General features: G+C 71.8%; 20 protein-coding genes and 1 pseudogene. 11 read left to right on the top strand and 10 right to left on the bottom strand.

Translation table 11 applies throughout. The features are described 5' to 3' along the window. Positions 1 to 68: 68 nt before the first annotated feature. Together ACIOHG_RS24965 and ACIOHG_RS24960 are read right to left on the bottom strand one after the other, a co-directional pair. The gene (locus ACIOHG_RS24965; protein ID WP_400953815.1) at positions 69 to 2537 is read right to left on the bottom strand and encodes an RICIN domain-containing protein; all 2469 of its coding nucleotides are present in this window, start codon (positions 2535 to 2537) and stop codon (positions 69 to 71) included. A gap of 342 nt (positions 2538 to 2879) precedes the next feature. Then, complete coding sequence (locus tag ACIOHG_RS24960; protein ID WP_400953814.1) at positions 2880 to 3464, bottom strand: TMEM165/GDT1 family protein; 585 nt, start codon at positions 3462 to 3464, stop codon at positions 2880 to 2882. 572 nt (positions 3465 to 4036) lie between these two features. On the opposite strand from ACIOHG_RS24960, the gene ACIOHG_RS24955 reads away from it, so the two are divergent. The 3 genes from ACIOHG_RS24955 (at position 4037) to ACIOHG_RS24945 (ending at position 6204) form a co-directional block, all read left to right on the top strand. After that, positions 4037 to 5236, top strand: a complete 1200-nt coding sequence (locus tag ACIOHG_RS24955) for a cytochrome P450 (RefSeq protein ID WP_400953813.1) — start codon at positions 4037 to 4039, stop codon at positions 5234 to 5236. A gap of 33 nt (positions 5237 to 5269) precedes the next feature. Continuing rightward, entirely contained in the window at positions 5270 to 5467 is a 198-nt protein-coding gene (locus ACIOHG_RS24950; RefSeq protein ID WP_400953812.1) for a ferredoxin, read from the top strand. A gap of 83 nt (positions 5468 to 5550) precedes the next feature. Further along, complete coding sequence (locus tag ACIOHG_RS24945; RefSeq protein WP_400953811.1) at positions 5551 to 6204, top strand: AAA family ATPase; 654 nt, start codon at positions 5551 to 5553, stop codon at positions 6202 to 6204. Between the two features lie 7 nt (positions 6205 to 6211). Here the strand turns inward: ACIOHG_RS24945 and ACIOHG_RS24940 are convergent, their stop codons facing one another. The 3 genes from ACIOHG_RS24940 to ACIOHG_RS24930 all read right to left on the bottom strand — a co-directional run bounded on the left by ACIOHG_RS24940 (position 6212) and on the right by ACIOHG_RS24930 (position 8610). After that, on the bottom strand, positions 6212 to 7636 hold the full coding sequence (locus ACIOHG_RS24940) for an amidase (protein ID WP_400953810.1): 1425 nt from the start codon (positions 7634 to 7636) through the stop codon (positions 6212 to 6214). A gap of 378 nt (positions 7637 to 8014) precedes the next feature. After that, the gene (locus ACIOHG_RS24935) at positions 8015 to 8233 is read right to left on the bottom strand and encodes a hypothetical protein (protein ID WP_400953809.1); all 219 of its coding nucleotides are present in this window, start codon (positions 8231 to 8233) and stop codon (positions 8015 to 8017) included. A gap of 8 nt (positions 8234 to 8241) precedes the next feature. Next, the gene (locus tag ACIOHG_RS24930; RefSeq protein ID WP_400953808.1) at positions 8242 to 8610 is read right to left on the bottom strand and encodes a hypothetical protein; all 369 of its coding nucleotides are present in this window, start codon (positions 8608 to 8610) and stop codon (positions 8242 to 8244) included. 265 nt (positions 8611 to 8875) lie between these two features. Between ACIOHG_RS24930 and ACIOHG_RS24925 the strand changes: the two genes are divergently transcribed. After that, positions 8876 to 9748 carry a hypothetical protein gene (locus tag ACIOHG_RS24925; protein ID WP_400953807.1) on the top strand — a complete coding sequence of 291 codons (873 nt, stop codon included), beginning with the start codon at positions 8876 to 8878 and terminating at the stop codon, positions 9746 to 9748. 385 nt (positions 9749 to 10133) lie between these two features. Here ACIOHG_RS24925 and ACIOHG_RS24920 read toward each other — a convergent pair whose 3' ends face one another. From ACIOHG_RS24920 to ACIOHG_RS24910, 3 genes are all read right to left on the bottom strand, one after another. After that, positions 10134 to 11726: a PfkB family carbohydrate kinase gene (locus ACIOHG_RS24920; RefSeq protein WP_400953806.1), complete on the bottom strand. Its 1593-nt coding sequence runs from the start codon at positions 11724 to 11726 to the stop codon at positions 10134 to 10136. Beyond that, the gene (locus ACIOHG_RS24915; RefSeq protein WP_400953805.1) at positions 11716 to 13287 is read right to left on the bottom strand and encodes a carbohydrate kinase family protein; all 1572 of its coding nucleotides are present in this window, start codon (positions 13285 to 13287) and stop codon (positions 11716 to 11718) included. Before ACIOHG_RS24915 ends, ACIOHG_RS24920 begins: the two co-directional genes overlap by 11 nt. Before the next feature lie 151 nt (positions 13288 to 13438). Further along, positions 13439 to 13879 carry a hypothetical protein gene (locus ACIOHG_RS24910; protein ID WP_400953804.1) on the bottom strand — a complete coding sequence of 147 codons (441 nt, stop codon included), beginning with the start codon at positions 13877 to 13879 and terminating at the stop codon, positions 13439 to 13441. Positions 13880 to 14030: 151 nt separating this feature from the next. Between ACIOHG_RS24910 and ACIOHG_RS24905 the strand changes: the two genes are divergently transcribed. From ACIOHG_RS24905 to ACIOHG_RS24875, 7 genes and pseudogenes are all read left to right on the top strand, one after another. Further along, the gene (locus ACIOHG_RS24905; RefSeq protein ID WP_400953803.1) at positions 14031 to 14270 is read left to right on the top strand and encodes a transposase; all 240 of its coding nucleotides are present in this window, start codon (positions 14031 to 14033) and stop codon (positions 14268 to 14270) included. 51 nt (positions 14271 to 14321) lie between these two features. Then, positions 14322 to 14471, top strand: a complete 150-nt coding sequence (locus ACIOHG_RS24900) for a hypothetical protein (RefSeq protein ID WP_400953802.1) — start codon at positions 14322 to 14324, stop codon at positions 14469 to 14471. Between the two features lie 24 nt (positions 14472 to 14495). Next, a pseudogene (locus ACIOHG_RS24895) lies at positions 14496 to 15017 on the top strand (ISL3 family transposase); the annotation flags it as partial. 85 nt (positions 15018 to 15102) lie between these two features. Next, positions 15103 to 15600, top strand: a complete 498-nt coding sequence (locus ACIOHG_RS24890) for a DUF4259 domain-containing protein (protein WP_400953801.1) — start codon at positions 15103 to 15105, stop codon at positions 15598 to 15600. A 155-nt stretch (positions 15601 to 15755) separates the two neighbouring features. Beyond that, a complete protein-coding gene (locus tag ACIOHG_RS24885) occupies positions 15756 to 16097 on the top strand; it encodes a hypothetical protein (RefSeq protein WP_400953800.1) in 342 nt (113 codons plus the stop codon). 113 nt (positions 16098 to 16210) lie between these two features. After that, on the top strand, positions 16211 to 16603 hold the full coding sequence (locus ACIOHG_RS24880; RefSeq protein WP_400953850.1) for a transposase: 393 nt from the start codon (positions 16211 to 16213) through the stop codon (positions 16601 to 16603). Then, a complete protein-coding gene (locus ACIOHG_RS24875; RefSeq protein ID WP_400953799.1) occupies positions 16557 to 18038 on the top strand; it encodes a transposase in 1482 nt (493 codons plus the stop codon). The genes ACIOHG_RS24880 and ACIOHG_RS24875 overlap by 47 nt, the downstream gene beginning before the upstream one ends. A 254-nt stretch (positions 18039 to 18292) precedes the next feature. On the opposite strand, the gene ACIOHG_RS24870 is transcribed toward ACIOHG_RS24875, so the two are convergent. Both ACIOHG_RS24870 and ACIOHG_RS24865 read right to left on the bottom strand, forming a co-directional pair. Continuing rightward, positions 18293 to 18625 carry a hypothetical protein gene (locus tag ACIOHG_RS24870; protein ID WP_400953798.1) on the bottom strand — a complete coding sequence of 111 codons (333 nt, stop codon included), beginning with the start codon at positions 18623 to 18625 and terminating at the stop codon, positions 18293 to 18295. Between the two features lie 331 nt (positions 18626 to 18956). Beyond that, entirely contained in the window at positions 18957 to 19856 is a 900-nt protein-coding gene (locus ACIOHG_RS24865) for a helix-turn-helix domain-containing protein (protein WP_400953797.1), read from the bottom strand. Positions 19857 to 20028 lie beyond the last annotated feature (172 nt).

Raw genomic sequence — 20028 nt, 5'->3', positions numbered from 1 at the left:
AGATCGACGGCCGGGCCGTCCACACCCGTGTCGGGGTGTGGACGGCCCGGCCGTCGGGGTGGGGTGGGTCAGGCGATCGACCAGGTCTGCAGGGTGGTTCCGGTGTCGGTCTGCTGGGTGATCAGGGCGCCGTTGGAGCCGGAGGCGGCGGTCAGGGCCAGGCCGCTGAGGCGGCTGGTGATGCGGTAGCCGCCGGTGACGGGGGTGACGTTCCAGCGCTGATTGGTGCCGCTGGTGCAGGTCCACTGGATGATCGCGGTGCCGGGGCTGGTGGCGCCGCCGTTCACGTCCATGCAGAGGCCGGACTCGCCGCCGGTGAAGGTGTAGGAGCCGTCGGACTGCTGGGTCAGCGTCCAGCTCTGGTTGGCGCCGCCGTTGGCCGTCCAGAGGGCGAGTTGGGTGCCGGCGGTGGTGGAGTGGTTGGGGACGTCCAGCGCCTTGCCGGAGACGGTCAGGCGGCGGGCGCCGGTGAGCACCGAGCCGATCGTCCAGGTGAAGCTGGTGGAGCCGGTCGCGGTGCCGGAGGAGGCGGTGACGGTGACCGTGCCGGAGCCGGTCGTGGTGGGGGTGCCGGAGACCAGGCCGCCGGAGCTGATCGAGAGCCCGGCGGGCAGGCCGGTCGCGGACCAGGTGAGCGCCTTGCCGAGCGAGTCGGTGCCGGTGAACTGGACCGAGACGGCGGTGTTGACGGTGCTGGAGCGGTCGCCCTGGCCGGCGACGGTGACGGTCTCGGGGGCGCTGCCGACGGGGGTCAGGGTCAGGGTCTGCTCGGCCGCGGTGCGGGTCGAGCCGACGCTGTTGCCGGTGGTGTTGGTCCAGGTCCGCACCGGCGTGGTCTCGGCGGTGCGGGCGCTGTCGGCGGACAGGCCGAGCACCAGCCCGCTGTAGCGGTTGACCAGCTGGAAGGTGCCGGTGGCGGTGGCGCCGTTCTTCCCGGCGATCGGGAACCACTGCTGGCCGACCGTCGGGCCGCCTGCCGGGGCCGCGGTGACGGTGGGCTTGGCGCCCCAGGCGCGGCCCGCGTTGGCGGTGGCGTCGACGCCGAGCAGCTGGCCGGTGGAGCCGTTGGCGATCCGGTAGGAGCCGTCGCCGTTGGCGGCGAAGGTCCAGCTCTCCAGGGCGGAGCCGGTCGCGGCGGCGACCGAGGTGGTGGCGGAGGAGCCGGGGACCTGGGCGAGCACCCGGCCGGAGCCGTTGGCGATCCGGTAGCTGCGCGACAGGTCGACCGGCGGCGCGGCGGGCGCGCCGTTGTCGAGGGTCAGGTCGACGTACTGGCCGGAGGCGTTGTTGGCGCAGCCGAAGGCGCAGTAGGAGCGGAAGCTCTTGCCGACGATCGCCGAGGAGGTGCGGTTGGTGCTGTCCAGGAACCAGCGGTACCAGGACGCGGTGTGGTAGCTGCCGCTGTTCCCGATCGGGTACCACTTCTGGGTCGTCAGGTCGTCGGTGGCGTAGTACTGCTGGGGCGCGTTGCCGCTCTGGTCGACGGCCTGCGGCTCGCCGATGTACAGGCCGAGGTAGGCGTTCCAGGTGATGTCCATGACGAACAGCGGCGAGGTCGCCGGGGTCGTCCCGGCGGCGATCTGCTGGGTGGTGGTGCCGGTGTTCGCCGGGTTGTACTCGCCGGCGGCGGGGGTGTAGCCGGTGGTGCTGGAGCCGTCCACGGGCACCATGTTGGACTCGCGGCCGCCCGTGCCGGGCTCGCTCCACGCGCCGTTGTACCACTTCTGCCAGGTGCCGGGCGCCATCTTGCCGGAGATCGGGGCGCGGGCCACGTGCTCGTGGAAGGCCTTCCAGCCGCCGCTCTTGTCGACCACCCGGGAGCCGTAGAAGACGTAGAAGTAGCCGGAGGCGGTGTCGACGAACAGGCGCTGGTCGCCGTCGCCGTAGTAGTACGTCTGGTTGGGGAAGGCCGCGGTGTCGTTGCGCGCCGTGCTGTACGGCGAGGTGATGACGTGGTCCAGGATGCTCCAGGTCCGGCCCTGGTCGGTGGAGCGGGCGTAGTCGATGGCGTCGAAGTGCAGGCCGTCGCCGAACGGCTGCGGGGTGAACTCGTTGTGCACCAGGCCGTACCAGTCGCCGGTGTCCGGGTCGATCCACATGCTCGACAGGTCGCAGTAGTTCTTGTGCGCGTAGCTGGCGCTGCCGACGGCGAGGGTGGCCTGCAGGCCGGTGGGCGAGTTGTCGCAGCGCCAGCTGGTGTCGTTGTTGCGGTCCTGGCTGTTGGCCGGGTTGACGTAGTCGCTGACGGTGCTGGAACGGGTCGCGGTGTCGAAGTCCCGGCCGGTGAAGAAGTCCCAGTAGCGCGGGTCCTTGGCGCCGTACAGGGCGGCGGACTGCTGGAACCAGAAGCTGCCGTCCTTGTCGAGGAACGGGACGGCCGGGGTGTCGGTCGGGTGGCTGTACGTCACGGGGCTGCCGACGGTGACGGTCCAGCCGGAGGTGGGCGGGGTGGCCGAGGCGGTGGCCGGGGGCAGGCCGGTGAGGACGACGGCCGCGGCCGCGAGGGCCGTGGCGATTCTTCCGCGGAGGGCTGGCACTGGTGCGGTCTCCAATTCGCGTGTGGGGGCGCGCGGTTCCCGCGGCCGTCGGGGACGGCGGCGGGCGTGCGAAGGTCCCGTGCGGCGGGGGTTGCCGGAGGACCCGAAAGCGAGGGTGTGTTTATTTCTGCTCGGAACCGCCGAGTTTCGAACAAGTTAGAGCTGCCTCGCCAGGCATGTCAACGCTTGCGCACCGCCCGGGAGATCGGACCGAACGCAACCGAACACGGACCGGCACGACCGCACGGAGCAGGAACCGCTTCGGAATGCCGCCGGAACGCCGACGGGCCGCCCGACCGAGGTCGGGCGGCCCGTCCGGAGGGCGCGCGGGGGCGGCTCCCGTCAGCCGAGGAACGCCTCCGCCAGCGTCCAGGCCGCCAGCAGGGCCATGCACGCGCCGCCGACCCGCTGCACGGTCTTCAGCGGCACCCGCTTGGCGATGAACCGGCCCACCAGCAGGGCCAGCGCGGAGACCGACATCAGCGCGGCGGCCGAGCCGATCGCGGTCGGCAGCCAGCCGTTGGTGGCGGCCAGGTTGGCGGTGGTGATCTGGGTCAGGTCGCCCCACTCGCCGATGAACACCGTCATGAAGGCGGTGCCCCAGACCGGCCAGAAGCCGGTCACCGTCTTCGTCCCGGCCGCGTCATCGTCGTCGTCGCCGCCCGAGCGCAGCAGCACGAACGCGCCGAACGCGAACAGCGCGGCCGAGACCAGGCTCACCACCAGGTGCGGCAGCAGGCCGAGCAGGCTGCCGGCGCCGACCGCGAGCGCCACGTGCACGAGGAAGGCCGCCGAGGTGCCGAACCACACGTACAGCGGGCGCATCCGGGTGCCCATCGCCAGCGAGGCGAACATCGTCTTGTCGGGGAGCTCGGCCAGGAAGATCAGCCCGAAGGCGGTCAGCATCGCCAGGGGGTCGAAGGACATCGGAGTGCTTTCTGCAGGGGCCGGGCCTCGGGCTCGAACGGCACCTGGAAGGCGACGGGCAAACCTTTCGGCCCGACACGACGGAGCCCGGCGCACGGCAGGTGCACCAGGGGTCATGCAAGGGCCGAAGGTCTCGTCCACCCCGGCGACACGCCGCGGCCCGCGGGCCGGGACGGAAAAATCCGTCCAGTATGTCGACCGGCGGTGTTTCGGGACTACTCCCCTTCGCTCCGTCGAGTGTAGGTGATCGTGAAACGCCGGGTAAAGCCGCCCCTGCCGGGCCCCGTACGACGGTCCGGCCGGGGGAGTGGCCCGTTCTCGTCCGTGCGGGCGGGCGGCGATCGGCGGGCTGCGGCGTGGACATGACTGGTGGGTCCGGGAGTGGGGCGGGCGCGGGGTGATTCGTGGACGGCCAGAATCCGGACAGAATCCGCCGCGGGGGCCGGGCGTCCTTTCCGGCGCCGTGGCGCGCGAGTTAGCGTGACGGCGAGTTGGTTGCCCGAGGCACCTTTCCCCGGGCCGCCCCACCGCCGGGTCCGCCCGCGACCCGTCCTCCGGGAAGGGACACCACGATGGCCACCGCCACGCCCGCCTCCCCCCTCCAGCACCCCGCGCCCCGCGGCGGCTGCCCGTTCGCGCCGCCGCCCGCCTACCAGGACGCCCAGCAGCAGGCCCCCGCCGTCCGGGTCTCGCTCTGGGACGGCGCCCCCTGCTGGATGATCACCCGCTACGAGGACGCCCGCGCCGTCCTCTCCGACCCCCGGTTCAGCGCCGACTCCACCCACCCGGGCTTCCCGTTCATCAGCGCCGGAGCCCGCCAACTCGGCACCACCAAGCCGACGTTCATCCGGATGGACGACCCCGAGCACAACCGCCTGCGGCGGATGCTCACCGGCGACTTCACCCTCCGCCGCACCGCCCGGCTGCGCCCCGCGATCCAGCGGATCGCCGACGACCTGATCGACCGGATGACCGAGGGCCGCGACCACGCCGACCTGGTCGCCGACTTCGCCCTCCCGCTGCCCTCCCTGGTCATCTGCCTGCTGCTCGGCGTCCCCTACCAGGACCACGCCTTCTTCCAGGAGTGCAGCCGCGCCCTGCTCAACCGCGAGGCCGGCCTCGACGAGATCGTCGCCGCCCAGGACCGCCTGACCGACTACCTGGACGCCCTCACCGCGACCAAGCGCGACCACCCCGACGACGGCATCCTCAGCCGCCTGGTCGCCGAGGGCGAACTCCCGATCGAGGAGATCGGCTCGATGGGCCGCCTGCTCCTGATCGCCGGGCACGAGACCACCGCCAACATGACCGCGCTGTCGATCCTCGACCTGCTCCGCAACCCCGACCAGCTCGGACGGCTGCGCGCCCACCCCGAGACCACCCCCGCCGCCGTCGAGGAACTGCTCCGCCACCTGAGCATCGTGCACTCCGGCCTCACCCGGGTCGCCGTCGAGGACGTCCAACTCGGCGACGTCCTGATCAAGGCCGGCGAGGGCGTCATCGTCCAGATCAACACCGCCAACCGGGATGAGCACCGCTACCCCGACCCCGACACCCTCGACCTCGACCGCGACACCCGCCGCCACCTCGCCTTCGGCTTCGGCGTCCACCAGTGCCTCGGCCAGCCGCTCGCCCGCCTCGAACTCGAGATCGCCCTGGAGACCCTGCTGCGCCGCCTCCCCGGGCTGCGCCTCGCCGTCCCGTTCGAGGAGATCCGGTTCCGCAGCGAGATGCTCATCTACGGCGTCCAGAGCCTCCCCGTCACCTGGTAGTCCCCCTCGGCCTCCTTCGAAAGGAACCGCACCGTGCGCCTCCACCTCGACCAGGACCGGTGCTGCGGCTCCGGACAGTGCGTCCTCGCCGCCCCCGAACTCTTCGACCAGCGCGACGAGGACGGCATCTCCGTCCTGCTGGTCGCCGAACCGGGCGCCGAACAGCTCCCCGCCGCCTGGGAGGCCGTCGCGGCCTGCCCCGGCGGCGCGATCCGGCTCCGCGCGGACTGACCACCCGCCGGACGCCACCCCGGTAGGCTGCTCCACCGTCCTCGGCGCGGAGCCCAGCAGGGGTCCGACGAGGTTCGACGGCTATGCGGAACGGAGCAGCGGTGGAGACGCGCGGCACGGGTGGCGTCGGAGCGGCCGGGCTCGCCCCGCGCGGGGTCACCGACCTGCGCGGCCGCGGCGGCCCCGACCTGACGCTCCGTTACGCCCGCACCGCCGCCGTCGTGGTCGGCGGCGTCCCCGGCAGCGGCAAGTCCACCCTGCTGCGCCGCTGGGACGCCGCCGTCCCGGTGGTCGACCCGCGCACCACCCGGCTCGCCTGCCAGGCCCGGGTGCCCGCCCGCGTCCCGTACCCGCTCTACCGCCCGGCGGTGCGCCTGCTGCACCTGCTGCGGACCCGCGCCGCGTTCGCCCGGCCCGGGCCGCTGCTGGTGCACGACTGCGGCAGCCGCCGGTGGATGCGGTACCTGCTGGCCCGCTGGGCCCGCCGCAACGGGCGCGAACTGCACGTCGTGCTGCTCGCCGTCCGCCCCGCCGAGGCCCTCGCCGGGCAGCACGCCCGGGCCCGCACCACCGCCCCGCGCACCTTCCGCCTGCACGTGCGCGGCCTGGCCCGGCTGGTCGCCGCCCTGGAACGGCGCGGCCGGGCCGGCTACCCGGGCGCGCACTCCGTCCTGCTCGCCGACGCGTGCTCGCGCGGGCGGCTGGCGGGCGTCCGCTTCGAGGACCCGGCGGGCTGACGGTACGTCAGACGCCGTCCTGGATCCGGCGCCACGGCCGGTCCGCCTCCAGGGCGAGGCCCAGCTCCAGCAGCAGGCGCTCCCGGCCGTGCGCGGCCGACAGGTGGACGCCGATCGGCAGGCCCCCGGCGGTGGCGCCCGCCGGCAGAGCCAGGCCCGGCGCGCCCGTCACGTTGTGCACCGGGGTGAACGCCACGTAGGCGTGCAGCCGGGCCATCAGCTCCTCGAACGGCAGGTTCGGGCTGAGGTGGCCGATCGGCGGGGTGGTGTGCGCCAGCACGGGGGAGAGCAGCACGTCGTACTGCCGGAACACGCCCGTGTAGGTGCGTTCGGCGGCGCGCAGCCGGCGCAGCACGCCCGGGGTGCGGAGGAACTCGCGGTGGAAGGTGTCGCGCAGGCCCGAGGTCAGGCCGTCCAGGCCGGCGGCGCGGAAGCTGCGGTCCAGCAGCAGGCGGCCGGTGGAGGCGATCAGGAAGGCGATGAAACCCCAGTAGAGGGTGAAGTCGCGCTGGAAGTCGGTGCCGAACGGCAGCACGGCGGGCTCCACCCGGTGGCCGAGCGCCTCCAGCCGCAGCGCCGTCCCCTCGACGGCGGCCCGGGTCGGGCCGTCCACCGCGGCCAGCGGCGAGTCCAGCACCAGGCCGACCCGCAGCGGCCGGTCGCCCGGGCCCTCGACCGGGCCGATCGGGGGCAGCGCCGGGGCGCGGCGGACCAGTTCGGCGGCGGCCAGGAACGCGGCGGTGTCCCGCACCGTGCGGCTCACCACGCCGTCCGTCACCAGGTCGATCGGCAGCCGCCGCCCCTGCTCGTTCGGCGCCAGCCGGCCCCGGGTCGGCTTCAGCCCGACCAGCCCGCAGCAGGCCGCCGGGATCCGGATCGACCCGCCGCCGTCGTTGGCGTGCGCCAGTGGCACCACGCCCGCCGCGACCAGCGCCGCGGAGCCGCCCGAGGACGCGCCGGGGGAGTGGCCGGTGTGCCACGGGTTGCGCACCGGCTCGGCCGCCGCGTACTCGGTGGAGGCGTTCAGCCCGAACTCCGGCAGCCGGCTCTTGCCCAGCACCGCCAGGCCCGTCCCGAGGAACTGCTCGACGAACGGCGCGTTCCGCCCGGCCGGGCGCGGCGTGAACGCGGCACTGCCGTGCCCGGTCGGCACGCCCGCCAGGTCGACGTTGTCCTTCAGGTACGTCGGCACGCCGAACAGCGGCCCGCCCTCGCCCCGGCGGCTGCGCGCGGGCGGGCCCGGGACCGGCGCCGCGACGGGCCGCAACTCCCCGTCCACCCGCGCCGCCCGCTCCAGCGCGGCCGCCGCCAACTCCGCCGGACTCACCGCCCCGGACCGCACCAGCGCGGCCAGCGCCACCGCGTCGTGCTCCCCCAGCGCATCGTCCCCGAACGCGTGCACCCGCCCCACGGCCACCCCGCCCCTACTCATCGGTAATCCCCTTGGCCCGCCCGAGTCTAGAGGCTGCCCCACGCCCCCGACAGTGCCCGGCCACAGCCCTCGACGCACCGCAGGCCCCTCCCGCGCGGGCGGGGAGCGGGGCCGGCTCCTCGGCCGGTGCGAGGGGAGGCGGTCGCGTGCGGCCTACTGGCCCGCTGTCCGGGCTGCTGAAGCCCGAGGCGGCGAAGGCACTCCACCTACTGGCGAACTCTGGCTGAACGCCCCGTTGTCGGACGGAAGTTGCCGATAGGCCTGCGGGTGCGGCACTTCTTCTGCGACCGCGCCCGGTGTCGGCGGACGACCTTCGTCGAGCAGGTCGCCGGGCTGAGCGAGCGCCACATCCGGCCCAGCGTCGGACTGAAGGAGTGGCTACGGGCCGTCCGTCGCCACCGAGTTGGGCGGCCGGGTCGGCGAACGGCTGTGCCACAAGCTCGGCATCGCCGCCGAACGGGCGGAGCCGGCGCCCGAACTCCCGGTGATCGACCTACTGGCACCGGAGCTGCCCAGGACGCCGATCGTCGAGCGCACCCGGGACCGCCATGCGGACGTCCACCGGCTGCTGGAGCAGAAGCGGACGATCGGCGCCATCGCCATCCTCACCCGGCCGTGGGACGCGACTCCTGAGCATCCTGGCGGAGCGCTCCGCAAGCGAAGGCATCGAGCAGTGTGCTCACTTGCAGCCTGAGTTCGGGAGCAGAAGCGCCCAGGACACGGACAGAGACCTCACTGCCGCCGGTGGCGTTCGCCAGATACACCTCGACCTGGCAGCTCACCCCGGCGAGCGGATAGCAGTACCAGCCGTTCGACCGCTCGTCATCGGTTGCTTCCAGACCGAGCGCCACCGCCTGCCAGTCGGTGGCATCGAAGTCGTAACCGACGTACTGACCCACAAGGGTCAAGAACGCTTGCACGTTCGCACTCCAGATCCAACCGCCTACAGCCCCATACGGGTCAACCTCTGCCATCGCGCCAGTGTCCCACACGGCCACCTGGCCCATGGTCTACCGCGAGGTCCCTGTTCGCGGAACTCCGGTCAGAGCCCTGAAAACGGCCGCCCGGGACCCGCCGGTCGGCCGGACCTGCTCGCCTCGATTCCCCACCTGCGGGCGGGTGCGACGGGGCGCCGCAGTTCGTGAGTGGAGCGGCTCGGTCGGCGACCTTGTCAGCGCACGGCGCTCCGCACTGCCGAGGCCCGGGAGCGTGCCGATCAGGACATGGTTGAATCGGCGGATGAGTGAGCCCTTTGCCGACCTGGGCGTCGTCACAGCACCGTCCGGCGTACTGGTCCTGGGGATGGCCGGCTGGATCGACCAGTGGTCCGAGCACGGCGCACCGCTGTCCGGGCGGGCACTGGCTGCCGGGCAGCGCGGTGGCGGCCACCTCCACGAGCCTGCGGACGGCCCGTGCGAGGAGTGGTTCTGCGAGGCGGTCGCCGTGCCGGCCGCGCCCGACCGGCCGCTGAAGGTCCGCGCGCAGACGTGGTATGCGTACGACGGGCCGGTCATCACGGTCCTGGAGGTCGACCTCGGCCTGCCCTGGCCGGGCGATCCCGGCGGTGAGCCGATCCTCCTCGGCGACCTGCCGATCGACCGGTGCGGCATGGTCCTCGGGGACGCCCGCGCCCTCGACTCGTTCGTCGGGCTGTCCGGCGAGTCCATCGACGGGCTCGCCGACGTCACCTACTGGGGGAAGGACGAGGACGACGCCCACGCCCGTTTCGGCGGCGACCCGCTGTCCCGGGCCGACGGGCGCAGCGGCCCCTACGGACACCTCGACCTCCCCCTCCACGAGGCCCGGGAGCTCGCCGACCGGATCCGGAACTGGCTCCCGGACGGGCCCCGTAGCGGCCTGGTGGTCTCCGCGGACGCCCACACCCACTTCCACCTGCTCAACCGGTCCGGCGAGAGCCACCCCCTGCTGGCGGGGCAGATCGAGCTCGACGGAGCCCGGATCATCCAGCTGGGCTGGGATCCCGGCGACCACTCCATGCGCCACCACGGCGAACGCGCCTGCGGCCAGGTCCATGCCGTCACCCTGGAACGGTCCGGCACCACCACCCTGCTGCGCTGGACCATCCCTGCGGAAACCGACGGGCCCGCCTAGGCAACCGTCCCGGAGGACGGGCGGCCCCACGGCCCTCGCCCGCCGATTTCTCCCCTGCTCCACCGGTCCGAGCGCCCGGCCGCCCGCTGGGAACGACGCCCCGACCTCCGCAACGGCCGTGTCGCTCAGGCTGCTCGTTCCGCCGAGAGGATGATCAACCGGCTTTCTTGTACGGCCTGTTGGTCGGACCGGAGTCCGGCTGCGACTCGGACGGTGTCGGGCAGGTGCTCGCGGTGGCCGTGGTGTGCCGGGCGAGGGTGCGCCGGTTCTTGAGGGGGCGAGGATCCCGCACCGGTGGTCACCCAGGGAGCAGCAGCAGGGGTGGCGCGTCACTGCGGAACGCGCGGGGCCGTCCCCGCAGGCGCGGAGAAGGGCCCCACCACGATCAGATATGTTCGAAGCCGTGGCTCTGGAGTGCGCGGTCCAGGAACCAGAAGGTCCTGCTGATCGCGTGGCGGGGGAAGGTGGTCGCGTACGGGGCAGCGGCCGCAGGGACGGAGTCGCAGCCGTCCTCGACGAGGACCAGGACGCGGTCGAAACCGCGGTGGCCCTGGAAGAGGCCGATCTCGTGGATGACGTTCTGACGGGCGATCAGGTGACCGTCGCCGGTGGCGTCCTCGGCGGTGAGCACGCATACCGCGAAGCTGCACCGCTGCAGGTAGTCGCCGAGGGCGTCGGTGACCGGGCGGCTGCCCCAGGAGTCGGATTCGAAGGAGTAGACGGGAACACCGAAGCGCTGCTCCACGAACGCTTTGACCGCAAGCCATTCGGGGCTGCGCCCGTGGGCGATGAAGACGCCGGCCGGTTGGGCGGCGGTGCGTCGTGCGGCGTCCAGCGTGCGGATGAAGTCGCGGGTGACGTCGGCGAGTTGGGCGTGTCCGTGACTGCCGACGTAGCGCAGCTTGTGTCGGGCGAGGGTCATGCCGAGCAGGCAGCCGAGTTCGATCTGGAGCCGGTCCCCGGCCAGTACGGCGAGCAGGCCGGCGGCGAAGACGTCTCCGGCACCGGTGGCGTCCTCGATCTGGTCGTCGGCGAGGACGACCTGGGGGTAGAAATCGTCGAGTGCCTTGGCGTTCTCGCGACGCCACGCGTGGATTCCGGTGCGGCGTTTGACGATGACGACGCCGTGTGCGCTGTCGAGGCGCTCCAGCAGGCGCCAGGCGACGTCCTGGTCGGTGTCGTGGTCGGTGCGGTGGCCGAGTTCGTGGAATTCGCGGTGGTTGAGCAGGAGGTAGTCGGCGAGAGCGATGATCGCGTCCACCTCGGGGGTGGGTTCGGTGCTCCAGACGTGTCCGGGGTCCAGGCTGATACAGGTGGCGGGGCTGGCCCGTTTGACGGCCCGGAGGAGGGCGAGGAGCCGAGCGGGAGTGCGGTCGTCGAGGAAGGAGGTGACGTGGACGACGCGGGCTGTGGCGAGGTAGGCGACGAGTCGGTCGAAGGAGGCTTCCAGGTGGTCCGCCATCGCGGTGTTCGCGCCCGCGTGGGTGAGCAGGGTGCGTTCGCCGTCCTCGGTGTAGGAGAAGCAGACACCGCACAGGTGCTCCTCGTCGTGGAAGACGAAGGGGTGGTCCACGCCAAGGGCCCGGAGCTGCTGGACGGCGGACAGGCCCGGGCCGGGGACGCGGCCGGCGACCCCCACGTAGCCCAGGCGCAGATCGAGCTGGAGCTGGGCGAGGGTGTTGATCGCGTTGAACGCGGAGCCGCCGAGCGAGGTCTGCAGACCTGAAGCGTTGGCCGCTTCCAGGGCCGCGTACACGGTGGCTTCGTCAACCGCCGCTTCGGTTCCCCACTCGGGTGCGGGACGGCCGTTGTCCAGCAGTTCGGCGATCCGTGTGCCCAGCGGTGGGAGCCGGTCCGCTCCGGTGCCGCGTTCCGAGTGGGTGATGTAGTCGAGGTTGAGTGCGCCGATCCCGACCACGTCCAGGGCGAAGTCCGCGCGGGGCGCCGGCGGCGTTCCCCCGTCCGATTCAGCTGTCATGCCGGCTGCCTCCTTGGGGCAGGAGCCCTTCTCTGACCAGCATTCTTTCCAACTCCATGAAGGTGCTGTCGATCCGCCCGGGGGCGAAGTCCATGCGGATCAGGCCGGCGTTGTTCGAGAACGGTTCACAGCCTTCCTCGGCCAGGATCGCCACCCGTCCGAACCCGTAGTAGCCCTGGAAGATGCCCACTTGGTGAACAGTGTCCTCACTGGCCCGCCGCTGGCCCGCCGCCATCAGCCGGGACGCCGACAGTACCGAAACGGCGAAACCGCAGCGGACCAGTTGATCCCGCAACAACTGCGGGAAGTCCGGGCCCGACGGGTGGGTCCGGTCCAGGGTGTGGACCGTCAGGTGGCAGTCCTCCTCGAGGAACTGACGCAGTGCCTCCCACTGCCGCCCGCCGTCGTGGGCCACCAGCACTGCGGTGGGGCGGGTGCCCGGGCCGGTGAGTGTCTCCGCGGACTGCAAGAACCCGTCACGGCCCAGTGCCGGCAGGGCCGACGCGGGCAGGTCGCGGTGAGCGATCCGGTAGCGGGACAGGCTCAGTCCGAGGAATGACCCCAGCTCGACCTGCAGCCGCCCGGAGACCAGGGAAGCGAGAACGGAAGCGGCGAATACGTCGCCGGCTCCCGTCGCGTCCTCGATCGCGGTCTCCCGCACCGGCCGACGCAGATGGAAGCGCTGCGCGAGGACACCGGCCGGAGAGGACCGGAAAACCTCGATCGCGTCGTAACGCTTGGTGGCGAACACCGTGCAGCCCGGCGCGCAGCGGGCCAGGATCCGACGTGAGAGGACTTCGTCCGATTCGCCGAGCGCGTATTCGCCCAGTGCCTTGAACTCCCGGTGGTTGACGAACAACAGGTCGCTGAGCGCCAGGATCCCGTCGATCGCCGCGTTGCGGTGCGCGGCCCAGTCGAAGCCGGGGTCGAAGCTGATCCGCAGAGCCGGGTTGAGACTGCGCGCCCGTGTGAGTACGTCGAGCATCACCGAGGGCGTGGTGTCGTCCAGGAAGGAGGTGACGTGGACGATCCGGGCGCCGGCCAGGTAGGCGGAGATCGCCTCGCCGTTGATCTGCAAGTGTTCGGCCATCGCGAAGTTCGCACCTGGGTGGGTGAGCATGACCCGCTCCACGTCGTCCAGGTAGGACAGGCAGATCCCGCACAACTGGCCGGGCCTGCGTGCCACCCAGCGGCGGTCTATCCCCAGCAGGTCCATCTGCCGGACGAACGACAGCCCCGCGGTCTCGATCCGGCCCACCACGCCCACATAGCCCAGTCGAATCCCCAACCGCATCTGCGCCAAAGTGAACACCGTCAGCCAGGCCGAGCCGCCGAGCGAGGCGTCCAGCGACGATGTACCCAGACGCTCGATCGCTTTGGTGATGGTGTGCTGGTCGACCGGCCCCTCGGTGTTCCACTCGAACCGCGCTGTCGACTCGGAGACCCGCTCGGCCATGCGGGCGGACAACCGGGACGCGCTCGCAATGTAGTCCACATTCAACGCCCCGAACCCGACGATCTCCGGAGAGCGATTGCCGGTCGAGCCCCTGCCAGCCCCCATGACGCCCCCCGTCAGACCCAGCGAAGTCCCTCACGAGGACATACCCGTCCTCGCGTCCGTTCACCACCCGGGCACCCAAGGGATATTCGGGCGGACGCCGTCCACAGCAGGGGCCATCGACCTGCGGGCGTGAGCCCGCGTCCGAGCGGGCTCAGCATGCCCACCGGTCGTATCCGGGCGGGAACTCACCACGAAGAAGTCCGGTGAAGGCACGACCACAGGCCAACAGAGGGCCGGTGGGCAGGTCCGCGTCGAACGCCTCATGATCACCGCCCGTGCCGAAGGAGTTCGCGAGATCCTTCGGGATGGCCGGAGCCCATGCGAGCAGTCGCTGGACGGCGCGCTCCGAGAGCCCAAGCACGAGCGCGACGCGATCGGGCTCCGTTCCAAGGTGCTTGTCCAAGCACGACGAGACACATCCCATGAAGCCGGCCGTGGCCTGCGCCTGCCAGTCGTCCCGGGCGTCGGCCAGCCATACCGGAGCCTCAGCGACCGCCCCGGCTTCCTGCGCCAGGAGGTAAAGCCATACTTCGGCCTGGTAGTCGCGGACCCAGAACCCGGAGTCGCGGAAGTCCATGTTCGAGCTGCCCATCCCGCGAGTAGACCACATGGGCGCAGGGAGCCCGCACGGAATTCCGGGCAGAGCCACTTCTGACGGTCGGGACCATCTCCCCGCGCGCGGAGGCGGAGCGCCTGGAAGCCGCTCAGGACGGGGCCATCCCCGCGCGGGCGGGGAGCAGCAGGTGCTGGTCGACGCCGAGACCCGTCGGCCCGTGGACCCGCTGCCCGACCGGGAGGCGTCGAGCTTGGCGGCCTGGCTGGCTGAGCGGCCGGACGTCGAGATCGTCTGCTGGGACCGCGCGCCGTTCTTCGCCGAGGGCACCACGGCCGGAGCCCCGCAGGCCGTCCAGGTCGCGGACCGCTGGCACCTGTGGCACAACCTCAGCGAGGCGGCCGAGCGGGCCGTCGCCCGCCACCGGTAGTGCCTCCGTACGGTAACTCCAGCTCCGAGTAAGGCCGTTACCACCGAATCCGTGCTCCAGGAGGACAACGCGGACCAGCCGTGGCCGACGGGCTTCCGGTTCGCCGATCGCACCCGGGCCCGGCACGCCGCGGTGCACGGCCTGCTGGCCGCGGGCCACAGCCGACGCGCCGTCCAACGGCAGCTCGGCATGACCTGGTGAACGGTCAAGGCGCTGGCCGACGCGGTGATCCCGGAGGATCTCTTCCAGGGTCAGTGGCAGAACCGGCCGTCCGTCCTCGACGGCTTCAAGTTCTACCTCGACGACCGCTGGAGCGAGGGCTGCACCAACGCCTGGAAGCTCTGGGAGGAGATCGTCCCGCTCGGCTACCAGGGCAGCTACCGGCGCGTCCGGGCCTACCTCCGATTCAAACTCACCTCGCCGCAGTCGGTGACCGCACCGCCGCCGTCGCCCCGCACCGTCGCCGACTGGATTCTCCGACGGCCCACGGTGCTGCCCGGGGCCGAGCAGATCCAGCTCAAGACCGTCCTGGCTCACTGCCCCGAGCTCGACGCCCTGACCCGGCACGTCCGCTCCTTCGCCGTCATGCTCACCGAGCGCCAGGGCGAGCGTCTCCCCGATTGGCTCGACGCGGTCCGCCAGGGCGACCTTCCCAGCCTCCACACCCTCGCCGCCGGCGTCGACCGCGACCGGGACGCCGTCGTCGCGGGACTCACCCTCCCCTGGAACTCCGGCGTCGTCGAAGGCCACGTCAACCGGATCAAGATGCTCAAACGCCAGATGTTCGGCCGCGCGGGTTTCGCGCTCCTGCGAAACGGGTCCTGCTGGCCTCATGACGGCCTTGTCGGTGGCCGCTGCGATGATCGCCGCACAACGGTGCGAGGAGATCATCATGGGTACCTGGGACATCGGCCCGTTCGAGAACGACATGGCAGCAGACTTCGCCGACGCGCTGGACGAAGCCGCCGAGGACGAGCGCGAGGCCCTGGTCCGGATGACGCTGATCCGCACCGTCCAGACCCGGGACTACCTTGAAAGTCCTGAGGGAGCCGAGGCCGTGGCCGCCGCCGCCCTCATCGCCGCGCAGTGCCCGGGCGGTGAACCAGTCAGCACAGGTTACAGCCCCGATGAAGCCCTTCCGATCTTCGCCATCGATCTTCGGTCGCTCGCCGTCGAGGCGCTCGACCGCGTGGTTGCCGCGGAGTCCGAGCTCGCCGACCTCTGGGACGAGACAGTGGACGGTCCGAAGTGGCGGCAGACCATCAGCCGCATCCGCGCCGTCCTCGCACCCGAGCCTGAGCCTCAGGAAAACCGACTCTTCGATCTCTAACCGAGTAATGCCAGTGTTACCTGTCATGGAAGTGATGCTGGTGGTGATCTTCGGCAGTTGTCCGTCCTTCGGGTCCTGCATGCGGACCGGGCGGGCCCCGCCACGACTTGAGGCAGTTGGTCTGCCATGATCCTCCGGACCGATGGAGGTACGACATGGCCCTGGACGACCGGACCGACCCGGTTCAGATCATCGCCAAGGTGGGCAACTTCGAGAATCGCGAGCGCGCCATCGAGGTGTGGACGTACCTCGCCATCAAGGCCGGTTGGCAGGTGAGCCTGGCTGTAGCCACACCGGAGAAGTCCCAGGACGGGGACTGCGGAATCGTCGATGTGGAGGGCCTGCATTACCGGATCCGCCTCACGCCGCGCGTTCGGACCATGCTCGCCGAGACGGAGGGCGGCACGCTCACATGGCGCACGGTATTCGCGCACGCGGCCTGGGCCGAGCCAGTTTTGGGGCCGGACAACTACGTCCCCCACCTTGGCCGCGGCTGACCCCGGTCTGCGGCCACCAGAACCGTTACGAGCGGTCATCGCTCCACAGGGAGTGTGCTGTTAATGATCTTCACTGGACAGGGTGAGATTGCCGCGATCGGCAGTCGTTGAGCATGCCTGCCTGCTGTTCTGGCCTGGAGGTTCGGGCTGTTCAGTGGGGGTGGGCTGCGGTGGCGATGGGTTCCTGGTCCGGGCGGGAGATCCCGGCGTTGACCGTGCGGATGGCTCGGGCGAGCAATCCGCGGGGCACGGCGGCGATGTGGGTGCGGGATCACCTGGAGGGTCTGTTTACGGACAGCGACTTCGAGGAGTGGTATCCCGCTGACGGGCGTCGTGGTCTGTCGCCGGCCCGCTTGGCGCTGGTGTCGGTGCTGCAGTACGCGGAGAATCTCACCGACCGGCAGGCCGCCGAGGCCGTCCGGTGCCGTCTGGACTGGAAATTACTGTCTGGGGCTGGAGTTGGACGATGCGGGCTTCGATTTCTCGGTGCTGAGCGAGTTCCGTGACCGGATGGCCGAGGGCGATCGGGCGGACCGGTTGCTGGCGGTGATGGTCGAGCGCTTGGCGGAGGCCGGGTTGGTCAAGCGGCGCAGGCGACAGCGGACCGACTCCACGCACGTCCTGGCGGCGGTGCGGCGGCTGGACCGGATCGAGCTCGTCGGGGAAACCCTGCGGGCGGCCCTGGAGGAGCTGACCGCCGCCGCCGACGACGAATGGGTGTCTGTCCTGGTCACGGACGAGTGGGCCCGGCGTTACGGCCGGCCGGTGCGTTATGACCGGCTGCCCAGGGAGAGCAAGGAGCGCGAGCAATACGCACTCACGGTCGGCGAGGACGGCATGCGGCTGTTCCACGCCCTCCTCGCTCCCTGCGCCCCGGCCGGGCTTCGGCGGCTGCCGCAGGTGGAGGTGCTGCGGCAGGTCTGGGTCCAGCAGTACTGGTACGGCGAGCACGAAGCTCTGCGATGGCGCGGGCCCAAGCAGACCCGAGACCGGCAGAGCCGACGCCATACCATCCGCCGGACGACTCCCGCGGGGGCGGCCGCCGAGGGCAGACCCGATCCGGCGACGGCACGTGTCCCCTGGTCGTCGGTGGAGATCGTCTCCCCTCACGACCCGCAGGCGCGCTTCAGCCACAAGCCCGGCAAGGCCGAGTGGGTCGGCTGCAAAGACCACCAGACCGAGACCTGTGACGACGGCCTGCCCAACGTGATCGTCCACGTCGCCACCACGCCGGCGCCCGAGCAGGACATCGACGCCCTGGAGCGGATCCACGCCGACCTCGCGACGCGCGCTCTCGCCCCGGCCGAGCACCTGGTCGACGGCGGATACGTCACCCCGGCCACCATCCACCGGGCCGGGACCGAGCACGGGATCGACCTGGTCGGTCCGGTCCGCCTCGCTCCGACCTCCCGCGCCCACCCGGGGTTCAACAAGGAAGACTTCACCCCCAACTGGCAGGAGAGAAATCTGACTTGCCCGAACGGCGCGACCAGCCCTCCATGGAAGCCGACACTCTCCGACGGCCAGGAGCGCATGTCGGTGCTCTTCCCCCGCGCCACCTGCCGGGCCTGCGACGACCGCCTCAAATGCACCGGCAACGTCGACGGGAAGGGCCGGCACATCCTTCTGCTACCCCAGCCTCTGCAGGAGATCCAGAACCGGGTGCGACGCGACCAGCAGACCAGGCCCTGGCGCGAGCGATACGCCCTCAGGGCCGGCTGCGAGGCCACCGTCTCCGAGACCGTGCACGCCCACGGCCTACGTCACTGCCGCTACCGCGGCACAGCGAAAACCCACGTTCAACACGTCCTCACCGCAGCCGGAACCAACATCATCCGCCTCCACCAGCATCAGCCTGGAGACAACCGGACCAGCCCCTCAACCCACTTCACGCGCCTCTGCCGGCAGACGACCGACCGGACTCGAACCGGCAGTCACTGAAGATCACCAACAGCATCTGGAAGTTGAGCCAGAACCGGTTCTCGTGAACAAAGCCACGCTACGAAGGCCCGCCTCCAAGGGGCCATCCGGTGCTCCCCGCAGGGGCGGCAGCGGTTGGTTCGGGTGCGGGTGTCGTCGGTGTGGGCCGGGCCTCGCTCGGCGTCGTGGCGGGGTTTTGCTGCCGGTGGTGTCTGCGGCTGCGCCTGAGGCCCCCCGACCGGTCGGGGGGCCTCAGGTGGTTCACTCCGCAGGGCTCACGGGGCGGCGATGGGCACCAGGAAGAACGCGCGTCCGTCGGGACCCACGATGCGCAGTGGCGTGTCGGGCAGGGATTCGAAGACGGCGTCCACCACCGCCTCCGGGTCCGTGGCCCGGGTCAGCGGTTCCCGCAGGGCGCCCCGGACCGCCAGGCGGGTCTCCGGCGACGGGGCCGGCGCCGAGTCGTTGTCCCGCGCCTCGGCAATGCACTCCAGCAGCTGATCGTCGGTCAGGTCCGGGCCCAGGCCGCGGCGCAGGGCGATGGCGGCGGCACCGGTCGCCAGCGCCGCCCGCGAGTGCGCACGGCAGATCTCACCGGGCGTTCCCACGGGCTGGAAGGAAACGGCCGTGCCGATATTGGTCTTCACAGCAAGCCTCCAAAGTGAGCGGAAAGGACACGGAAGTCGGGGGCGAAGAGCGGGCGGATGAGCTGCTCTACCCCCTTGGCCTGCACATACATTGTCTCGCCCGGCACTGACATCCGACCGGCCCCACGGCCTGGCGCCGACCCGGCGGACGGGATGGGCCCTGGTGGTAGGACCGCGCCGACGGGGTCCTGCGCCCGGGCGGGTCGATCGCGGCGCGGGCGCCCTCGCCCGCAGCGACGCAACGACGCAGCGATGCAGCCGAGAAGCCGGTCCCGCTCGGCCCGTCACCGCGTCACCGCGTCACCGACCGCCCCGGCACGGGTGTCTCGGTGGGGGTCTCTCCGGGGCTCAGGTCCTGGGTGCCGAGCACCGAGAGGAGTTCGAGTTGCCGCGCGCCCGGGCTGCCGGGTGGGGCGGTGAACCAGAGCAGTCGCTGGCGGCCGTCCTCGCTGAGCAGGTTGTAGCAGTCGAGTCCGACCACGCCGAGTGCCGGGTGGACGATCCGCTTGCGGTCCATCCGGCGGACCGCCACGTCGTGGGTGGCCCAGAGTTCGGCGAACTCCGGGCTGCGGCGGCCCAGTTCGGCGACCATCCGGGCGACCTCCCGGTCCCGGCCGCGCCGGGCGGCCACCGCCCGCAGGTCGGCGACGAACACCCGGGAGTGGCGCGGCCGGTCCTCGGGCGGGTACAGCTCGCGGGCCTGCGGATCGGTGAACCAGCGGTACACGAAACTCGCCGCGGGGCCGCGCCGCGCCGGGGACGGCCCGAGCAGCGCCCGCGCCAGGTCGTTCTCCACCAGGGTCTCGTGCAGGTCGGTGATGACCCGGGCGGGCGTGTCGGAGAGCCGGTCCAGCAGGCCCAGCAGCGCGGGCTCCACGTGCGTCGACGGCCCGTGCGCGGACGGCGGGACCGGCCGCTCGGCGAGCCGGAACAGGTGGTCGCGCTCGTCCCCGTCCAGCCGCAGCGCCCGGGCCAGCGCGGCCAGCGTCTGGGCCGAGGGCTGCACCCCGCTCTTCGCGCTGCCGCGCTCCAGCTCGGTGTAGTAGTCGACCGACAGCCCCGCCAACTGGGCGACCTCCTCGCGGCGCAGCCCCGGGACGCGGCGGCGCGGCCCCAGCGGCAGGCCGACCTCGGTCGTGCGGATGCGGTCACGGCGGGTCCTCAGGAAGGCACCCAGTTCTGGAAGGTCCACCCCGCCATGGTCGCCCGCCCGGCGGACCGCAACCAGGGGGTGGCGCCCCCCGGGTGGGCTCAGCCCTGGCTGCGCCCGGCGAACCGGCCGAAGGTGGAGGAGTCGGCAGGACGGCGGCAGCACCGCGGCCCGACCGGCATCCCGATCCGTACCAGATCTCTGTCCCGACCCG

Source organism: Kitasatospora sp. NPDC088134, assembly GCF_044741705.1.
Taxonomy (GTDB): Bacteria; Actinomycetota; Actinomycetes; order Streptomycetales; family Streptomycetaceae; genus Kitasatospora.
The sequence above is the reverse complement of the archived record's forward strand: the minus strand, read 5'-3'. Positions and strand labels throughout refer to the sequence as shown.

Coding starts and splice junctions, on each gene's coding strand:
- ACIOHG_RS24930 (WP_400953808.1), bottom strand. CDS start 8,610: ATGGCAGAGGTTGACCCGTATGGGGCTGTAGGCGGTTGGATCTGGAGT.
- ACIOHG_RS24915 (WP_400953805.1), bottom strand. CDS start 13,287: ATGGGGGCTGGCAGGGGCTCGACCGGCAATCGCTCTCCGGAGATCGTC.
- ACIOHG_RS24880 (WP_400953850.1), top strand. CDS start 16,211: ATGCCTGCCTGCTGTTCTGGCCTGGAGGTTCGGGCTGTTCAGTGGGGG.
- ACIOHG_RS24920 (WP_400953806.1), bottom strand. CDS start 11,726: ATGACAGCTGAATCGGACGGGGGAACGCCGCCGGCGCCCCGCGCGGAC.
- ACIOHG_RS24885 (WP_400953800.1), top strand. CDS start 15,756: ATGGCCCTGGACGACCGGACCGACCCGGTTCAGATCATCGCCAAGGTG.
- ACIOHG_RS24925 (WP_400953807.1), top strand. CDS start 8,876: ATGAGTGAGCCCTTTGCCGACCTGGGCGTCGTCACAGCACCGTCCGGC.
- ACIOHG_RS24890 (WP_400953801.1), top strand. CDS start 15,103: ATGACGGCCTTGTCGGTGGCCGCTGCGATGATCGCCGCACAACGGTGC.
- ACIOHG_RS24955 (WP_400953813.1), top strand. CDS start 4,037: ATGGCCACCGCCACGCCCGCCTCCCCCCTCCAGCACCCCGCGCCCCGC.
- ACIOHG_RS24945 (WP_400953811.1), top strand. CDS start 5,551: ATGCGGAACGGAGCAGCGGTGGAGACGCGCGGCACGGGTGGCGTCGGA.
- ACIOHG_RS24960 (WP_400953814.1), bottom strand. CDS start 3,464: ATGTCCTTCGACCCCCTGGCGATGCTGACCGCCTTCGGGCTGATCTTC.
- ACIOHG_RS24935 (WP_400953809.1), bottom strand. CDS start 8,233: ATGGCGCCGATCGTCCGCTTCTGCTCCAGCAGCCGGTGGACGTCCGCA.
- ACIOHG_RS24940 (WP_400953810.1), bottom strand. CDS start 7,636: ATGAGTAGGGGCGGGGTGGCCGTGGGGCGGGTGCACGCGTTCGGGGAC.
- ACIOHG_RS24910 (WP_400953804.1), bottom strand. CDS start 13,879: ATGGGCAGCTCGAACATGGACTTCCGCGACTCCGGGTTCTGGGTCCGC.